This window comes from Paenibacillus protaetiae (genome assembly GCF_004135365.1).
GTDB classification, from domain to species: Bacteria; Bacillota; Bacilli; order Paenibacillales; family Paenibacillaceae; genus Paenibacillus_AP; species Paenibacillus_AP protaetiae.
In genome coordinates, this window is the sequence record NZ_CP035492.1 from 3,900,001 (window position 1) to 3,918,307 (window position 18,307).

Genomic DNA, 18,307 nt, shown 5'->3' on the forward strand with positions numbered 1-18,307 from the left:
CCGAAACCGTGTGATCTACCCCTGTCCAGGGTGAAGGTGCGGTAACACGCACTGGAGGCCCGAACCCACGAATGTTGAAAAATTCGGGGATGAGGTGGGGGTAGCGGAGAAATTCCAATCGAACTCGGAGATAGCTGGTTCTCCCCGAAATAGCTTTAGGGCTAGCCTCGGTATAGAGTATCATGGAGGTAGAGCACTGATTGGATGCGGGGCCCGCCAAGGGTTACCAAGTCTAGTCAAACTCCGAATGCCATAGATATGTTTACCGGGAGTCAGACAGTGAGTGCTAAGATCCATTGTCAAAAGGGAAACAGCCCAGATCATCAGCTAAGGTCCCCAAGTGTGTGTTAAGTGGGAAAGGATGTGGAGTTGCAAAGACAACCAGGATGTTGGCTTAGAAGCAGCCACCATTTAAAGAGTGCGTAATAGCTCACTGGTCGAGTGACTCTGCGCCGAAAATGTAACGGGGCTAAACACACCACCGAAGCTATGGCTTACACTTTAAGAAGTGTTAGGGGTAGGGGAGCGTTGTATATAGGTTGAAGTCAGACCGTAAGGACTGGTGGACAGTATACAAGTGAGAATGCCGGTATGAGTAACGAAAAGACAAGTGAGAATCTTGTCCGCCGAAAGCCTAAGGTTTCCTGAGGAAGGCTCGTCCGCTCAGGGTAAGTCGGGACCTAACGCGAGGCCGAAAGGCGTAGTGGAAGGACAACAGGTTGAAATTCCTGTACCACCGTAAACCGTTATGAGCAATGGGGTGACGCAGAAGGGTAGTGACGCGGACTGATGGAATAGTCCGTCCAAGCAGTGAGGCTGATGTGTAGGCAAATCCGCACATCATAAGGCTGGGCTGTGATGGGGAGGGAAATTTAGAGTACCGAAGGTCATGATCTCCGGCTGCCGAGAAAAGCCTCTAGCCAGGTGAAGGTGCCCGTACCGCAAACCGACACAGGTAGGCGAGCAGAGCATGCTAAGGCGCGCGGAGTAACTCTCGTTAAGGAACTCGGCAAAATGACCCCGTAACTTCGGGAGAAGGGGTGCCTCGGTAGGGTGAATAGCCCGAGGGGCCGCAGTGAAAAGGCCCAAGCGACTGTTTAGCAAAAACACAGGTCTGTGCGAAGCCGCAAGGCGAAGTATACGGGCTGACGCCTGCCCGGTGCTGGAAGGTTAAGGGGAGCGGTTAGGGAGCAATCCCGAAGCTGTGAACCGAAGCCCCAGTAAACGGCGGCCGTAACTATAACGGTCCTAAGGTAGCGAAATTCCTTGTCAGGTAAATTCTGACCCGCACGAATGGCGTAACGACTTGGGCGCTGTCTCAACGAGAGATCCGGTGAAATTTTAATACCTGTGAAGATGCAGGTTACCCGCGACAAGACGGAAAGACCCCATGGAGCTTTACTGCAGCTTGATATTGGACTTTGGTACGATCTGTACAGGATAGGTGGGAGCCTGGGAAGCATGAGCGCCAGCTTGTGTGGAGGCGACGTTGGGATACCACCCTGATCGTATCGGAGTTCTAACCCGCTACCGTGAATCCGGTAGGGGGACCGTGTCAGGCGGGCAGTTTGACTGGGGCGGTCGCCTCCTAAAAAGTAACGGAGGCGCCCAAAGGTTCCCTCAGAATGGTTGGAAATCATTCGGAGAGTGCAAAGGCATAAGGGAGCTTGACTGCGAGACCAACAAGTCGAGCAGGGACGAAAGTCGGGCTTAGTGATCCGGTGGTACCGCATGGAAGGGCCATCGCTCAACGGATAAAAGCTACCCTGGGGATAACAGGCTTATCTCCCCCAAGAGTCCACATCGACGGGGAGGTTTGGCACCTCGATGTCGGCTCATCGCATCCTGGGGCTGAAGTAGGTCCCAAGGGTTGGGCTGTTCGCCCATTAAAGCGGTACGCGAGCTGGGTTCAGAACGTCGTGAGACAGTTCGGTCCCTATCTGTCGTGGGCGTAGGAAATTTGAGAGGAGCTGTCCTTAGTACGAGAGGACCGGGATGGACGTACCGCTGGTGTACCAGTTGTTCCGCCAGGAGCACCGCTGGGTAGCTATGTACGGACGGGATAAGCGCTGAAAGCATCTAAGCGTGAAGCCCCCCTCAAGATGAGATTTCCCAGTATGTAAGACCCCTTGTAGACGACGAGGTGGATAGGTTCGGGGTGGAAGCGCAGCAATGCGTGCAGCTGACGAATACTAATCGGTCGAGGGCTTATCCTAATGATTACCCCGAGAATATCGGGACGGCTAAAGCGGGGAACATTGTTCATACTCAGTTTTCAGGGTGTAACCGAGTTGGAGAGATACCCAAGTGGCTCAAGGGGACCCTCTGCTAAGGGGTTAGACTGCGCAAGTGGTGCGAGGGTTCGAATCCCTCTCTCTCCGCCATTATATTACTGCTTTATGAGTTGATATTACAGCGCAATCATTGCGGCCCGTTGGTCAAGGGGTTAAGACACCTCCCTTTCACGGAGGTAACAGGGGTTCGAATCCCCTACGGGTCACTTTAATTATATATTGTGGAGGGTTAGCTCAGCTGGGAGAGCATCTGCCTTACAAGCAGAGGGTCGGGGGTTCGATCCCCTCACCCTCCACCATTTAACTGACGCGGGGTGGAGCAGCCCGGTAGCTCGTCGGGCTCATAACCCGAAGGCCGCAGGTTCAAATCCTGCCCCCGCAACCAATCTTCTAACGAAGATGCGAAGTGCTTATAAGATGGAGCTGTGGTGTAGAGGCCTAACATGCCTGCCTGTCACGCAGGAGACCGCGGGTTCGAATCCCGTCAGCTCCGCCATTTTTTTAAAAACCTCATATATGCGGTAGTGGTGGAATGGCAGACACGCTATCTTGAGGGGGTAGTGGGCGTACGCCCGTGGAGGTTCGAGTCCTCTCTACCGCACCAAAAACTTTAATATGCATGCGGTCGTGGCGGAATTGGCAGACGCGCTAGATTCAGGTTCTAGTGGTGTAACAGCCGTGGAGGTTCGAGTCCTCTCGACCGCACCATGCATGCGGACGTGGCTCAGTGGTAGAGCATCGCCTTGCCAAGGCGAGGGTCGCGAGTTCGAATCTCGTCGTCCGCTCCATGATTTATTATTTGTGCCCTTAGCTCAGCTGGATAGAGCGTTTGACTACGAATCAAAAGGTCAGGAGTTCGAATCTCTTAGGGCACGTTTTAACGGGATGTAGCTCAGCTTGGTAGAGCACCTGGTTTGGGACCAGGGGGTCGCATGTTCGAATCGTGTCATCCCGATTCGTATTAAAAATCCGTAAAAGAATGAAATTCATTCTTTTACGGATTTTTTTGTCTTTTGCGCATTTTTATTTACATGCTTATTAGCTTATTATTTAATACTTTGCCAGTCCATTATGGCGGTTTTTTAAGCTGCGGAATTATTGTAATTCCATAATAACCAGCCTCAACTTTGCTCTTGATGCCGTGCTCTTTTAAGGTATAAAGCTGCCGCAGCATTCCAAGCGTACACCATTCAACAGTTTCATCAAGCTGTTGTACATCAATCCATTGATCTGATGAGCGAATACAAGCCAACTGGTGATCCAACCGGATTATCCAACTGGCCCAATATGAATATAAGTTTTCGATTACGTAATTTAGTAACGTTTTAATTTCAATTGCATAGTTCAAGCCTTGTTCCGATTCGTACACCTTGATACCATTCTTTTTAAGGATCCGCCATGTGACCGGATTAATATCTGACCCGAAACCATTGGTATATACGTGTTTGTTCTAATAGGTTATTAAAAAAATCAATTTCTTTTTGCGGTTTTCCGAGATCGTTTCTGTGAAGATAAGCTCCATAATGTCCGTATGCGGAAACTCATTCTCGACCTCTTTATGGGCGGCTAAAATGGGGGGGATGTCGGATTTGGCAGGCGGTCTGCTAAAAATGGCAATGAAATCAATATCACTAGTACCTTCAATAAAACCGCCCAGTGCAACGGATCCATAGACATAGACGGAATCTAGCGGTAAGTTGTTTTTGTATTTCCTTGGCCGGGCGGATTGCTCCGGCGGGCGGTTAGAAATGCTCTTGAACATCTGTCAATGAATCGTATACTAAAAAAGATTGTTATAATTCGTATGAGGATAGCTGAAACCAGCAGAAAGCCAGGTGCTCGAGAATGCTCAGTTACGAAAGCAGAAGGAAAGAAGTTATTCGCCAAGCAGCGGAGGCGGCATGGCGTATGCCGCTTTTTGAAAGCGGTTTATGGGTTCATCAGGATATCCGGGACAATTTCTATTATGCTTCTTATTTATTTGCGGCAGCGGCAGATCATACGATAACTTGCAGTTTCGACCGGCAACAGGCGGCAGATCTAGCAGCCCGGGTGCTGCACGAAGTGCTAAGCTTGCAGCAGCGTGAGGCGGACAAGCCGCTGTACGGGCATTGGCCGTTATCGCTGGGCGATCAGCCGCGCAAAGCTAAACCGCATCCGTTGCCGGTGGAACTCATGGGCAGCTTGATGGCGTATTTCCGCTGGAAATATGGGGAGCGTATGGAGCCGCAGCTGGCAGCAGCTTTTGACGAAGCACTGCGCCATGTGTATCTAGGCCGTTTTTATGATGTGGAGATGAAGGAGTTCAATCATCATGAAGCGAAGTATACGGCGGCCAAACTAATATTTGGCCATTGGTTTGGCGATCAAAAGCTAATGACGGACGGGCATGCCTGCCTGCGGCAGACGATTTGCCATAACCGGGAGCATGGGATGACGGAATATGGCGCGTTGCCTTGGTTTTGGCATTGGGTACAGGCTTATACGGCAGCGCTGGAACTGGCAGCGGACATGCCGGGGACTGCAAACACTGCAAACATGCAAGGCACTAGTGATATATTAGACGATTTGAGAGAGATGCTGGACGGGCTTTGGCGGGAGAGGTCTTATTACTATTTAAAAGGAACTTGGGTGGGGCCGCATTCAAGGGCTTGGCCGCATGACATTCCGCGTGATTCAAATGTGCTAATGGATTATGTGCAGTTTGGCGGCTTTCCGCTGCCGGAATCGATGCCTCGGACGGAATACGCCGGTTTTCTGTTTTATAAAGCACCGGAAGATGCCGTACAAACGGCATTAGACCGTACAAAGCCTGTTCAAGTCAAGCGGAAAGCGAAACGCACCGGAGAAGGCTTCAAAGGGGCGCTCGCCTACAAATACGTATACATTACGGAAAACTATGCGGCAGGCGGAGTATGGGAGCGTTTCGATGAGTTCGACAACGAACAGCAGCGATGGGATTTTACGTTTCCGTTAGCAGACGGCAGTGAACATGTGAATCAGGCGTATTTTTTCCGTCCGGGAGCTAAAAATGGTATAGCGGATGCGCGTCATCAAGGCAACTCGGAAGTGCTGTTCCATCAAAATACGATTATCGCCTGGTATGAGGCTGCCGATGGCGAGGAGAAGAAACCGGTGACGGGCGTTTTGCCGCTGGCTGAATGGATATTGCACCCTGCCGCTATGTACGGCTGTGTTCAAGGCGTTTATATGGCCATTTGGTTAAACCGGGACGGCTATCAATTTGAGCGGCTGGAAGACCGCTGCGTTGTAGTTATAGAGAGCGATAGTGCATCAGCTGGAGGCGAGGTCCAACCGCTTAAACCGGCGGCAGTGGTAGTTGAAGCGATGGCTGCCGAGGATGCTGCCAAGCTTGGCATTAGCGGGCTGGAAGCATTTGTGAGGCATATGGAACGGCAAGTGCCGGATTTTCAAGATTATGCGGTCGAGCATACAACGAGCAGAGGGGATCGGCTGCAGTTAGCTATACAAGCAGATGGCGGCATTAACCGGCAAATAAACGGAGCAGCTATTGCTTTTGAGGATTACATCGTGTAGCCTTTCGGCAAGCGGCAAGCGGCAAGCGGCAAGCGGCAAGCGGCAAGCGGCAAGCGGCAAGCGGCAAGCGGCAAGCGGCAAGCGGCAAGCGGCAAGCGGCAAGCGGCAAGCGGCAAGCGGCAAGCGGCAAGCGGCAAGCGGCAAGCGGCATTGCCCCAGAAAAGTCAAAATGAGCGTGAATATGATCAAAATACCGTCAAAGCGCTGACGGTATTTTTTTTATAATGAAAACATCCTTTTACCATGATGACTAAAACGAGGTGTTACTCATGAATCAGCACTCTCCGGCGCTGGCAGGCGAACCTGCGGTGCCGCAAAAGAAGAGCTCTTTGCAAAAAGGAGAAACGCTGGCAGGTTTTTTATTCGTCAGTCCGATGTTAATCGGGGTGTTTATTCTGGTCCTGCTGCCGATCGTGGCAACGTTTGTGCTCAGCTTTGCGGATTGGAACTTCGTGCAGGGCTGGAACGGCATCAAATGGATTGGCTTCGGTAACTTCGAGAAGCTGCTGGATGATGATCTGTTTATGAAGTCGGTCCGGAACAATCTTATTTTTTTGCTGACGGTGCCGGTTTATATGATCATTTCCATGGTGCTGGCCGTACTCATCAACAAATATGTGTACTGGAAAAGCTACTTTAAAGTCGCTTACTTTATGCCGTACATTTCCAGCATTGTTGCCGTTGCCGTTGTATGGCAGGTCATGTTCCAGCCATCTTATGGCCCGATCAACGAGTTTTTGAAAGCGGTTGGTGTAGATAATCCGCCCAAATGGATCGCCGACCCGCATTTTGCATTAATTTCGATTATGATGATCAGCGTTTGGATTTCGATCGGCTTCAATATGATTATTTATATTGCCGGGCTGCAGTCGATCCCAAGAGATTTGTACGAAGCGGCGGATATCGACGGTGCCAGCCCGTGGGTCAAGTTTATCCGCATTACGTTCCCGCTGCTGTCTCCAACGTCGTTTTTCCTGCTGGTGACGGGTATTATCTCTACCTTTAAAGTGTTTGATATTATTGCGGTCATGACACAGGGCGGTCCAATCGGATCCACAAGCTTGATGGTATGGCATTTGTACGATCAGGCGTTTGTCAATTTGAAGGTCGGGTATGCGTCGTCCATTTCTGCCGTGCTGTTTCTATTCGTCATGGCGATTACGTTAGTGCAATGGGTTGTTCAAAGAAAATGGGTCAATTACTAAACGGAGGAGTGCCATCATGGAAAATACAGCTGTAAAACGGGAATGGGGCAAGGTTATCGTTACAGCGGTTATGTTTGTCGTCAGCCTGCTGTTCCTGCTCCCTTTTTTGTGGATGCTGACCACCTCCTTTAAGATTGAAAAGGATGTGTTTGTTTATCCGATTCAGTGGATCCCTAAGCATTGGCATGCCGCGGAAAATTATAAGGAAGTGTGGATGGGCAAATATCCGTTTTATTTGTATTATTGGAATTCTATCAAAGTAAGCGTTGTGACAACGGCAATCTCGTGCATCGTCTCCAGCCTGGCGGCGTACGGCTTCTCCAAAGTCCAGTTCAAGGCGAGCAAATGGCTGTTTATGATTGTATTGGCTACTTACATGGTGCCGGGACAAGCAACGCTTATTCCGCAATTCATTTTGTACCGCAACATCGGCTTGTTCGACAGCCATCTCGGGCTGATCATTATCGGCAGCTTCAGCGTGCTTGGCACGTTTATGCTCCGGCAGTTTTTTATGGGCGTCCATCAGGATTATATTGAATCTGCTAAAATAGACGGCGCGGGGCATGGGCGGATTTTCTGGTCGATTGGCCTGCCGCTCGTACGGCCGGCTGTTGCGACCTATGCCATTCTGCGCTTCATCTGGACATGGAACGACTACCAGAACCCGCTTATTTTCCTCCGGTCCGACAAGCTGTTTACGATCCAGCTGGCGATGCAGAAGTTTACTTCCTTAAGCGGCGAGTTTTATTCGCTTATTATGGCGGCTGCCGTATCGGCGATTGTGCCGCTGCTCGTTATTTTTATTATCGGCCAAAAAAGCGTTATTGAAGGCATCGCGCTCGGCGGCGTTAAAGGATAATGGAAGCGTCTTCAAAAAGTCAAAATAATTCCGAATAAGTAAATATAGTTTCATGAGCTTCCGAATCCCGCCCGATATAATGTGAACTAATCCCAGCGATATATAATTAGGAGGGGCTTACGCATGAAAAGAAAATGGATACCCGGCGTCTTGGCCGGAGCATTGATGATTGGCCTGCTGGCCGGCTGCAGCAGCTCGAGCGATTCGGACAAAGGCGGCTCCGGCAAAGGGATTAATCTCCGTTTGTACACGTACGGCACCGAGGAAGCATACAACTGGAAAGCTACAATTGCAGCCTATGAAGAGAATCATCCGGGCATCACCGTTGAAGTGGTCAACTTGAGCGAAAAAGGCGATACGGCCGAAGCTTCTAAAAAGCTGGATTTGGCAGCCGCTTCATCCGAGCAGATGGATATACTCATGTTCAGCGACCCGGCCGGTTATGCGCAGCGCGTATCGCTTGGCATGGCGGAGCCGCTCGACGCTTACATCGCGAAGGACAATTTTAAAGAAGAAGAAGACTATAAGGTAGATTCCCATATCGACGGCAAAGTATATGCGCTGCCGGGCAAATTTAATCCATGGTATGTGCTGCTGAACAAAGACCAATTGGATGAAGCAGGCTTACCGGTTCCAACGGACTGGACGTGGGATGATTTTGCCGACTATGCGAAAAAGCTGACGAAAGGCGAAGGCGCAAACAAACGGTACGGCACCTACTTCCATGGGCCGCAGGGCGGCGGCTGGATGGAGTATTTGAAGCTGATGATGCTCAATCAGCCGCATGGCGCCGACTTCCTGAAGCCGGACGGCTCCTCTAACCTCGATGACCCGAACTTCAAGAAAACGCTGGAGCTACGAGTCAAGATGGAGAAGGAAGACCAGTCCTCCGTCCCTTATTCGGACATTATTTCGCAAAAGCTGAGCTACCGGACGCAGTTTTTTAACCAGTCGGCCAGCATGATCGTCATCGGCAGCTGGATGAACACGGAAATTGGCGGTACGGAAAGCGTGCCGGTTAACTTCCATGTGGCAGTCGCGCCATATCCAAAAAACAACCCGGGCGACGAAATCGGGTATACGTCCGTAACGACGGATTATGTAGCCGTATCCGCAAGCTCCAAGCATAAACAGGAAGCGTATGATTTTGTACGCTGGTATACGACGGAAGGCCAAGTGGTCCAAGGCAAAAACATTCCGGCCTGGAACGGCGTGAAGTCGGAGGATGTAACGAAAATTATCGATACGATATTGAGCGGCACCAAAAACCCGGAACTGGTAGACAAAGAATCGCTTGTGAATACGCTTCTCATTTCCAAAGCATCCGAGCTTGTTCCTCCGGCATCGTATCAAGCGGAAATTTTCAAAGCGGTTAACGAAGAGTACGAGAAGCTTATTCTCGGCAATCAGGATATCGATACGACCGTAGCCAACAGCCAAAAACGAGCGCAGGAAATTATTGATTCCAACAAGAAATAACGCTTTCAAAATATGATATAATGAAACCCGATAAGGGGCGCTCTGGGACGCCCCTTTTTTTTCTATTGCAGGGGGGACAACAAGAAGATGCTTTTTCGAATCAAGGGGTTTCCATCGATCCGGCATAAGCTTTTTTTGACGGCTATTTTGTGCATTTTGCTTCCTTCTGCGATTACTTTGCTGACGTATAACTCTCTGACGCAGGAAGCGGTTAAACGCCAGGCGATTTCCAACGCCCAGGATTCGCTCCAGCTTGTGCATGGCTCGGTCACCAATCTGCTTAAAAGCATGCTGAACATCGCGAATTACATGCAAGTCAATTCGGATATGAACGCTTATTTTAAAATTATTGCTTCCGGCAATGATACTTCCTCCGATCCTTACACCAAATTTATGAATGAAACCCGCATTTTGCAGCAGCTGGAAAGCTTGACGGTCATCGGCGACAAAAGTTATGTGGCGGTGCTTCTTGCAAACGGCAAATCGTTCACCAACTACTCGACAAGCGACTACAACCCGCTGCAGCTGATGCAGGAGCCTTGGTTCGACAACGTAAACAGCTTACGCGGCTTCCAGTCCTATTGGGTAGCGACCACCCCGACGGTAATCAGCTTTGAAAAAATAAACAATCCGTATCAAATTTCCGTTGTCCGTACGCTTCGCCTCGACAATAAACATATTTACGGTTATATCGTCATTACCGTTATGGAAAATCAAATCAATCATATTTTCAACCGCCTGACCGCCGGACAGGATGTTGTGCTGGTCGATGCGGACGGAAATATTTTGTCCAGCAGCGATTCCAGCCGAATCGGGCATAAGCTGGAGTATCCGCTGCAGGGGGGAATGGCGAATCCCATGCCAGCATTGTGAAAGTAAAGGGCAAATCATATCTGGTCGCGGAACAGACGATTCCGTTCAACAACTGGCGGCTTGTCTCGGTTCAGCCCTATAAGGAAGCTATTGTTAATATAAGCGCGATATTCAACAAAGTATTCAGTTTTCAAATCATATCGTTTTTTGTATTTATGCTGCTGCTTGTTGGGCTGCTGCGTACGTTTACCAATCCGCTTGTCCGTCTGGGCAAGGTGACGGCGGCTGTGCAGCGCGGCAATCTGGATATCCGATCCGGCATCCGCGGAAGGGATGAGATCGGACGGCTGGGCTTTTTGTTCGACCAGATGCTGGACCGGGTTAGGAATATGATTGCCGAAGTATCGGAGACGCAGGCGCGCAAGCGCAAGGCGGAGCTGCGGATGCTGCAGGCGCAAATCAACCCGCATTTTTTGTTTAACGTGCTGAATTCCATCCGGATGAAGGTGATGCGCGGCGGCGACAAGGACAGCGCCAAAATGATCGGGTCGCTTTCCAAGCTGCTGCGGATGACGATCAGCAGCGACAAGGACGAAATTCATTTTCATGAAGAGATTGAACTCATTACGCATTATGTAGAGCTGATGAATCTTCGCCAGAAGGAAGAGGTCAGGCTGCAGCTGGATATTTCCTCCGAAGCGTTTCTCTTTAAGGTGCCGCGGTTATTCCTGCAGCCGGTTGTGGAGAACGCGCTGATTCACGGGTTAAGCCAAAGCCGGGGGACTCTAACGATTCGGGCAGCCATGAAGGAGCGGGGGCTGGAGCTGACCGTCGAGGACGACGGCAACGGCATGGATGCCGGGCAGCTGGAGAAGCTGCGGCGCAGCATTCGTTTCCATGCCAATCAGGCGATTTATTTAGATGAGCAGCGTAAAGGCTTCTCAGGCATCGGGCTGCAAAATGTCGTCGAACGGATGAAAATCGTCTACGGCGAGGAATTCCGGATGGAAGTGTATAGCGAAGCGGGGCAAAGGACGCTTGTTCTCATGTGTATTCCATTCAAGGAGGGGAACCGCCATGTATAACGTGATGCTGGCAGATGACGATTATCCGGTTATTGAGCTGCTGTCGGAAGCGATTGACTGGGAGCGGCTGGGCTACCGGCTGATGGGCGTTCATGAGAACGGTCTCAGCGCCTGGGAACAGGCGGAAAATGAGCTGCCCGATCTGCTTGTGACGGATATCGGCATGCCAAAGATGGATGGGCTGGAGCTGGCCGCACGTATCCGCAGACGGAAAGCGAACGTGCGGATCGTCATTTTGTCCTGCCATAGTGAATTTCAGCTGGCTCAACAGGCGATGCGGCTTAATGTGCAGGAATACTATTTGAAGGAAACGCTTGATCCGGATGATTTGTCGAGTCTGCTCGCCCGCCTGAAAACAAGCCTGGATGAAGAGCGGCAGATGAACTGGGAGCAAACACGGCTGAAGCTGCTTGAACATGAAACGAAAGGGCTGCGCAAGGAGCAGGCGATCCGCGGGTTTATTCAGCAGCCGCTGCTGTCCCCGGACAAATGGCGGCAGGAAGCGGAAAGCTATGGCCTCCTGCTGGACGGGGAGGAATGTTTGCCGGTTATTGGCTTTATGGATGATTACCGTCTCGTCAAGCACCGGTTTGCTTCCGATCAGACGCTTCATTTTGCCGTGAGCAATGTGATGGACGAAGTGCTGGAGACGGTGACGCCTCGTGCACTGCATGCCGGCTATGATGTGAAGCGGTCGCTGCTGCTGTTCAGCTACAAGCCAAGCCTGAAAATCAATCCGGTGGAGCAGGTGAAAGCAGCGCTGAAGCAGGTGCAGCAAACGATGCAAAAGGTGCTGAAAATAAAAATGTCGTTCCTGATCGGAACCGGATCGGATTCGCCGGAAAAGCTGAAGCAGCATTTGATGGGACTGCTGAACAGCGAGGACCAGCGGTTTTACTTGCGCGAGGAGGAAGTCGCGAAGCTCCGGTGCGGCTGCATATCGGAGCAGGCGGATCTGTTCGCTTATTACGATGAAGCGAACCAGCAGCTGCGCGCGATATGGGCGGGCAAGCGGGAGCAGGAGGCATCCGCGGCTGCCGAACGGTGGATGCAGCATATTGAGCAGCAGAAGTACCCGCCGGAGATGGTCAAGGATTGGGTGCTGAAGCTGCTTCTGGATATTAAGCTGAAGCTGCATTCGCTGCAGCATGTGCGCCCCAGCTACACGGCCGATACGCTGCACAAGGAAATTGTAGAGATTGATTCATTGGCGCAGCTTCGCAGCTGGCTGTCCGGCCATCTGCGGTCGATCGCTTCCGCACAGGCGGAAGGCGTTTCGGCCAGCCGCAGAACGGAAATCGCGGAAGCATGCAAATTCGTTTCGCTTCATATCGGCAGGCGGATCGGACTGGAAGAAGTGGCAGAGCATCTGCACTTGAACGCCAGTTATTTCAGCCGGCTGTTTAAAAAAGAGCTGGGCATTACGTTTATTGAATATGTTACCCGGATGAAGATGGAACGGGCCAAGGAGCTGCTGGACCAGACCTCCCATACGGTCGGCGAAATATGCGAGCTGCTTGGCTACGACAATCAAAGCTATTTTATTAAGACGTTTAAAGCGCATACAGGGGCTACGCCTCTAGAATATAGAGGATAAAAAACGCAGCTTGTCAAAATGGCGGCATCATACGGCAAGATTGAGTTATGCGCAGACTTATCCGGCTATTTACAATGAAATGGAGCGGGATGAATAGGGAGCCAGGCAACAAATCGGCAAGCTCGAAGTGAACGAGGGCCCGGAGCTTGCAAAGAGAGGGAGCGCAATTCCATGCAGGCTGGCCGTATACGGGAGGGTATAGTGATGTATAGCAGTTCCGAAATTCGGGAGGCGGTCAGGCAGCTGGAGCCGGTAAACGAACGGCTGTATTACCCGGAAGGCGGCCGACTATTCTGGCAAAAGGTGCTGGAATCGGACGATTACACGGCGGTTGCCGGCGAAATCCGGTCGGAAGGGGAGCGGCTGCTTGCCGAGCCGATTCCGGCATTAAGCTACAAGCTGTTTATGCGCTTTGAAGAGCAGGGCAGCCGGCTTGAATATGAAAGCGTATACTTCGAGCGCAGAAGGCGGCTGAATACGTTTGTGCTGCTGTCGCTGCTGGAGCCGGAGGAAACGGTGTACGCGGAGCAGCGTGACGAAATCATCTGGGCGGTCTGCAACGAATATACATGGTGCCTGCCGGCGCATGTGCGCAGCACGCAGGTTACGGGAGCAATCGACTTATTTGCGGCGGAAACAGCGTTTACGCTGGCCGAAATGCTTGTGCTGCTTGGCGGGCGGCTGCCAGCCATGCTGCGCGTTCGGATTCGGGAGGAGCTGGAGCGGCGGCTGTTCCGTCCGTATTTGGAAGGCGGACCTTTCAGCTGGGAACGGGCGGACCACAATTGGGCGGCGGTATGCGCGGGTTCCGTTGGGGCGGCGGCGCTGCTTGTTATGGAGGAGCAGGAACGGCTTGCTGACGTGCTGGAGAAGGCGCTGGGCAGCATGGGCAGCTATTTGAGCGGCTTTGGCGAGGACGGAGCATGCCTTGAAGGAATCGGCTACTGGAATTATGGATTCGGGTATTATGTTTATTTTGCCGATTTGCTGAAGCAGCGTACGTCGGGACGGCTGAATCTGTTCGCGGGGGACAAAATCCGGCAAATCGCGTTATTTCAGCAAAAATGTTATTTGGGCGGAGATATGACCGCCAATTTCTCGGATTCGCTGGCGCGGACACAAGTCCAGCTTGGCTTATCGCATTATTTATCGCGGATTTATCCGGATATCGACGTGCCGCCGTTGCAGGTTAGAGCGGCATTTACGGACGATCATTGCAGCCGCTGGGCGCCGGCTTTCCGCAATATGATCTGGTATGACCAGCATAAGCAGGCGGCGGAATGGCGGGCGGCGGATTATGTGCTGCCCGATGCGCAGTGGGTCGTATCGAGGCATCAAACCGCCTGCGGCAGCTTTGGTTTTGCCGCTAAGGGCGGTCACAACGGAGAGCCGCACAACCATAACGATGTCGGACATTTTATCGTATATGCCGACGGATATGCGCTGCTGCATGATTTGGGCTCGGGCGAATATACGGCGGATTATTTTGGCGCGGGGCGTTATGCGATTGACTGCAACGGTTCGCAAAGCCACTCGGTTCCCATTGTGGACGGAAGGCGGCAAGCGGCAGGGGCGGAATATGCCGCCCGCGGAACAGAAGCCGAACTGGCGGAACACGCGGTCAGCTTTCGGGCGGATCTCGCAGGTGCATACGAGCCGGGCGCGGTGAATTCGCTTGTCCGCAGCCTGATTTGGCACAAACAAGAGCTGCCGGTGCTTACGCTGGCGGATGAATATGCGTTTAACCGCAAGCCGGTGCAAGTAGTTGAACGATTCGTAACGCCGTATCCGCCGCATATCGGCGAAGATGCCGTATGGGTGAAACCTCCGGGAGCGAAACATGCGCTTCGTATCCGGTATGATGAGCAGGCGGTTGTTGCTTCGGCCGGAAGCCATACGTACAGCAATCATTTTGGCGTGAATACGCCTTGGTATACGATTGATTTTACGCTTGTTCAGCCGGCGCTGCAGGCGAGGGTGGAACTTAGCTTCGAGCTGGCGCTTCAAATTCAAGATGCGGGGAGCGGGATGTAAGATGGCGGAAACTGCAAAGACGGCAGACAGCGCAAAAACGTCTGAAACTGCAAAGATGGCGGGCAGCGCCGGGAAACCGGAATGGCTGGAGCAGGCCTGGCAACGGACGGTAAGCAAAACGATGCGGAGCAGCGCGCGGATTGGCGGCGGCTTTCCTCATGCGAGCGTAAACGGCCGTTACGTGCTGGAAGCTCCGCATTGGTGGACAGCCGGCTTCTGGCCGGGGCTGCTGTGGCTGGTGTACGAGGAAAGCGGCAGGGAAGAGCTGCGGGAGCTGGCGGAAATATGCGAGAATCGGCTGGACGAGGTATTGCATGAATATAGCCGGACGGACCATGATCTTGGTTTTATGTGGACGCTGACAAGTGTAGCCTCCTATAAGCTGACGCAGTCGGAGAAGTCGCGCCGGCGGGCGCTGCAGGCTGCGAATTATTTGGCGGCGCGGTTTAATTTGAAAGGCCGCTTCATCCGCGCCTGGAATCCTTGGCAGGAAGGGGAAGACAATTCCGGCATCGCAATTATCGACTGCTGCATGAATATGCCGCTATTGTATTGGGCTGCCGGGACAAGCGGCGACCCGCGTTACCGGCATATCGCCGAAGCGCATATGGAGACGGTGCTTGCGCATTTTATTCGGCCGGACGGTTCGGTTTATCATATTGTGAAGTTTGATCCGGTAACCGGCGAATGCACAGACCGCCTCGGCGGGCAAGGGTACGCGCCGGAGTCGGCCTGGTCGCGGGGCACGGCTTGGGCGCTGTACGGGCTGGCGCTGACCAGCCATCATACGGGGGACCGGCGTTACCTGGATGCGGCTAAACGCGTCGCCCATTATTTTATAACGCAGCTGCCGGACGATTACGTGCCGTATTGGGATTTTCGCACGCCGCCCGAAGTGGCGAAGTACCGTGATTCATCGGCTGGCGCCTGCGCGGCAAGCGGTTTGCTGCTGCTGGCGGAGCTGGCGGGAGAGCTGGAAGCGGGCGTATACCGCAGGGCGGGAGAGCGCATGCTGGAGTCGCTGTATAAGCATTACGGCGCATGGGACGACCCGGAGGAGGAAGGCTTGATTTTGCACGGCACAAGCCATTATCCCGAAGGAAAACATATTGATGTGCCGCTAATTTACGGCGATTATTTTTTTGCAGAAGGGCTGGCGCGGCTGCGCGGCGGACACCGCATCTTTTGGGAGTAAGGACAGCAAGGGGGACATCAGGCCATGATGTCCCTATTTCTTATGCCGGCGGAGGGGATGGATGAGATGAACGGAAAGTACGGGTACAGGGATGCGGTATTAACGGATAATCCGCTGCGGACCAAACGGGACTTGCAGCAGGCATTCGAAGCGCTGACAGCGCCGTTGCGGCCATTTTATACACCGGGAGGCGCAAGGCTTGCGGTTGGGGCAGCCGGGGCAGGCTTCGAGCCGGCCGTGGCCGGGATGGAAGGCTTCTCCCGAATATGGTGGGGGATGGTGCCGCTGCTAGCAGGCGGCGGGGAGTCGCCGCTATGGGAGTTATGCCTGCAGGGGCTGGCCAATGGAACGGATCCGGCTCATGAGGAATATTGGGGCGATGCGGCCGATTATGACCAGCGGCTTGTGGAAATGGCGGCGATCGGCTTTGGGCTCGCACTTGTGCCGGAGCGCATACAGGAACCGTTAACAGCCGAGCAACGGGGGCATGTGTTCCGCTGGCTCAATCAAATAAACGGGCGCCGCGTGTACGACTGCAACTGGCTGTTTTTCCGCGTGATCGTAAACATCGGCTTTCGGGCGGCGGGGTTGCCCTTTGACCGGGAAGGAATGGAAGCCGATTTGCGGCGGATTGATGATTTTTATGTGGAGGACGGCTGGTATACCGACGGCAAGGGAGGGCACAGCGATTATTACGTTCCGTTTGCGCTTCATTTTTACGGGCTGTTGTACGCGAAGCTGATGGGGGAAGAGGATCCGGCGCGCTCCCGCCTGTACCGCGACAGAGCAAGCCGGTTTGCAGAGCCGTTTATGTATTGGTTTGCCGATGACGGCGCTGCCCTGCCGTATGGCCGAAGCTTGACGTACCGGTTCGCGCAGTCGGCGTTCTGGAGTGCGGCGGCCTATGCCGGGGTGGAAGGCTTGGAGCCCGGCGTGCTGAAAGGAATCGTGCTGCGTCATTTGCGCTGGTGGCTGCGGCAGCCGATCCGGGATGCCAGCGGGCTGCTGACAGTTGGCTACACTTATCCGAATCTTGTTATGGCGGAAAACTACAACTCGCCCGGTTCGCCGTATTGGGCGCTCAAAGCGTTTTTGCCGCTTGCTTTTTCGGACGATCATCCGTTCTGGCAGGCGGAGGAACTGCCGCTTCCTGCACTTAACGCATTATCGGTGCAGCGTCCGGCGCATCTGGTGCTTTGCCGGGAGCAAGGGCTGCCGGAAGGACAAGGGCATGCGGCGGCTTTTCAAGCGGGTCATGCGTCGACCAACGAGCACACCCATACCGCGGCGAAATATGAAAAGTTTGCGTATTCCACGCAGTTTGGATTCAGCGTGCCGCGCGGAGATTGGGGATTGTCCCAAGGCGCGTACGATTCGATGCTGGCGCTGAGCGAAAGCGGCGATTCCATATTCCGTGTCCGGCGGAAAAATGAACAGACCGCCATTCAAGGCAATGTGCTTTATGCAAGATGGAAGCCTTGGCCCGATGTGGAGGTGCAGACCTGGATCGCAGCCGGGCTGCCCTGGCATATCCGGCTGCACCGGATTTGCACGGGCCGCAGGCTGGAAGCTGCCGAAGGCGGCTTTGCCGTGCGGGCTGAGCCGGGCATGGCTGCAGATGTTGACAGCGGCCATGTCCCATGGATCGCGGCAGCCGCCAGCAGCGGCGGCGGCACCTCCGCGATCCGGAGCCTGCTGGGCTACGAAACAGCGGAGCTGGTATATCCGCAGGCCAATACCAATGTGCTGCATCCGCGCACGGCAGTGCCTACGCTTCGCGCTGCGCTTGAACCGGGCGTGCATTGGCTGGCGACAGCCATATTCGGCAGCGCAAAAGGAAGAGGCGCATATGCCGCCGGCGAGTTCAGCAGTGCCGCCGCCGCCGCGAAAGCGGAAAGCGGAGCAAATGCAGCAGTAGCGCAGAGCGCTGCCGGTGCGGGAGCAGAAACCGGAGCCGGAGCCCGGGCAGAAGCTGGAGCGCAGCATAATGCAGCTGCTGCCGAAGCGCTGTGGGTTTCACCTTGCGAAGCATTGGACGTATCGATCCATGATGACGAAATTGTAATCATAAGCAGCGAAGGAGAAAAGATCCTTATTCCGCTCAAGCAACTGCAGGCTGGGCAGCACGGCTTTTATCGTAATATCGGACATAACCTTCCGTAATAACGCACATCGCCAGCGGAGCGGC

Annotated in this window: 13 protein-coding genes, 10 tRNA genes and 1 rRNA gene (1 of these 24 cut by a window edge); 22 read left to right on the forward strand and 2 right to left on the reverse strand. The window is 53.3% G+C overall.

The genetic code is table 11. The features are described from left to right. The 11 genes from ET464_RS18040 to ET464_RS18090 all read left to right on the forward strand — a co-directional run. A 23S ribosomal RNA gene (locus ET464_RS18040) occupies positions 1–2,216 on the forward strand; it begins 720 nt to the left of the window's first position. Between the two features lie 77 nt (positions 2,217–2,293). Further along, positions 2,294–2,384 (forward strand) — tRNA-Ser (locus ET464_RS18045). A 44-nt stretch (positions 2,385–2,428) separates the two neighbouring features. Further along, positions 2,429–2,500 (forward strand) — tRNA-Glu (locus ET464_RS18050). Positions 2,501–2,517: 17 nt separating this feature from the next. Beyond that, a tRNA-Val gene (locus ET464_RS18055) sits at positions 2,518–2,593 on the forward strand. Positions 2,594–2,602: 9 nt separating this feature from the next. Continuing rightward, positions 2,603–2,679 (forward strand) — tRNA-Met (locus ET464_RS18060). A 34-nt stretch (positions 2,680–2,713) separates the two neighbouring features. Further along, positions 2,714–2,790: transfer RNA gene (locus ET464_RS18065), tRNA-Asp, on the forward strand. 22 nt (positions 2,791–2,812) lie between these two features. Then, a tRNA-Leu gene (locus ET464_RS18070) sits at positions 2,813–2,898 on the forward strand. Positions 2,899–2,915: 17 nt separating this feature from the next. Then, positions 2,916–3,002: transfer RNA gene (locus tag ET464_RS18075), tRNA-Leu, on the forward strand. A gap of 5 nt (positions 3,003–3,007) precedes the next feature. Further along, positions 3,008–3,082, forward strand: a tRNA-Gly gene (locus tag ET464_RS18080). Between the two features lie 13 nt (positions 3,083–3,095). Then, a tRNA-Arg gene (locus ET464_RS18085) sits at positions 3,096–3,169 on the forward strand. A 6-nt stretch (positions 3,170–3,175) separates the two neighbouring features. Beyond that, positions 3,176–3,249: transfer RNA gene (locus tag ET464_RS18090), tRNA-Pro, on the forward strand. A 114-nt stretch (positions 3,250–3,363) separates the two neighbouring features. Here the strand turns inward: ET464_RS18090 and ET464_RS18095 are convergent. Beyond that, positions 3,364–3,663: a hypothetical protein gene (locus tag ET464_RS18095; protein ID WP_129443349.1), complete on the reverse strand. Its 300-nt coding sequence runs from the start codon at positions 3,661–3,663 to the stop codon at positions 3,364–3,366. Positions 3,664–3,744: 81 nt separating this feature from the next. Then, positions 3,745–4,056 (reverse strand): nucleotidyltransferase domain-containing protein, encoded by a 312-nt coding sequence (locus tag ET464_RS18100; RefSeq protein WP_129443351.1) that lies wholly within the window; start codon positions 4,054–4,056, stop codon positions 3,745–3,747. Positions 4,057–4,139: 83 nt separating this feature from the next. Between ET464_RS18100 and ET464_RS18105 the strand changes: the two genes are divergently transcribed. The 11 genes from ET464_RS18105 (at position 4,140) to ET464_RS18150 (ending at position 18,282) form a co-directional block, all read left to right on the forward strand. Next, positions 4,140–5,852, forward strand: a complete 1,713-nt coding sequence (locus ET464_RS18105; protein ID WP_129443354.1) for a hypothetical protein — start codon at positions 4,140–4,142, stop codon at positions 5,850–5,852. Continuing rightward, positions 5,833–6,060, forward strand: a complete 228-nt coding sequence (locus ET464_RS19920; protein WP_165280047.1) for a hypothetical protein — start codon at positions 5,833–5,835, stop codon at positions 6,058–6,060. The genes ET464_RS18105 and ET464_RS19920 overlap by 20 nt, the downstream gene beginning before the upstream one ends. 61 nt (positions 6,061–6,121) lie before the next feature. Then, entirely contained in the window at positions 6,122–7,057 is a 936-nt protein-coding gene (locus tag ET464_RS18115) for a carbohydrate ABC transporter permease (protein ID WP_129443356.1), read from the forward strand. A gap of 16 nt (positions 7,058–7,073) precedes the next feature. Beyond that, positions 7,074–7,916, forward strand: a complete 843-nt coding sequence (locus ET464_RS18120) for a carbohydrate ABC transporter permease (protein ID WP_129443358.1) — start codon at positions 7,074–7,076, stop codon at positions 7,914–7,916. Between the two features lie 123 nt (positions 7,917–8,039). After that, positions 8,040–9,395 carry an ABC transporter substrate-binding protein gene (locus ET464_RS18125; RefSeq protein WP_129443360.1) on the forward strand — a complete coding sequence of 452 codons (1,356 nt, stop codon included), beginning with the start codon at positions 8,040–8,042 and terminating at the stop codon, positions 9,393–9,395. A gap of 87 nt (positions 9,396–9,482) precedes the next feature. Continuing rightward, positions 9,483–10,268 (forward strand): cache domain-containing protein, encoded by a 786-nt coding sequence (locus ET464_RS20455; protein ID WP_244226586.1) that lies wholly within the window; start codon positions 9,483–9,485, stop codon positions 10,266–10,268. Beyond that, positions 10,265–11,293: a sensor histidine kinase gene (locus tag ET464_RS20460; RefSeq protein WP_244226587.1), complete on the forward strand. Its 1,029-nt coding sequence runs from the start codon at positions 10,265–10,267 to the stop codon at positions 11,291–11,293. Before ET464_RS20455 ends, ET464_RS20460 begins: the two co-directional genes overlap by 4 nt. Continuing rightward, the gene (locus ET464_RS18135) at positions 11,286–12,890 is read left to right on the forward strand and encodes a helix-turn-helix domain-containing protein (RefSeq protein ID WP_129443362.1); all 1,605 of its coding nucleotides are present in this window, start codon (positions 11,286–11,288) and stop codon (positions 12,888–12,890) included. The genes ET464_RS20460 and ET464_RS18135 overlap by 8 nt, the downstream gene beginning before the upstream one ends. Positions 12,891–13,094: 204 nt before the next feature. After that, on the forward strand, positions 13,095–14,924 hold the full coding sequence (locus ET464_RS18140) for a heparinase II/III family protein (protein WP_129443364.1): 1,830 nt from the start codon (positions 13,095–13,097) through the stop codon (positions 14,922–14,924). A 55-nt stretch (positions 14,925–14,979) separates the two neighbouring features. Then, entirely contained in the window at positions 14,980–16,119 is a 1,140-nt protein-coding gene (locus ET464_RS18145; protein ID WP_129444567.1) for a glycoside hydrolase family 88 protein, read from the forward strand. Between the two features lie 66 nt (positions 16,120–16,185). Then, positions 16,186–18,282, forward strand: a complete 2,097-nt coding sequence (locus ET464_RS18150) for a DUF2264 domain-containing protein (RefSeq protein ID WP_129444568.1) — start codon at positions 16,186–16,188, stop codon at positions 18,280–18,282. Positions 18,283–18,307 lie beyond the last annotated feature (25 nt).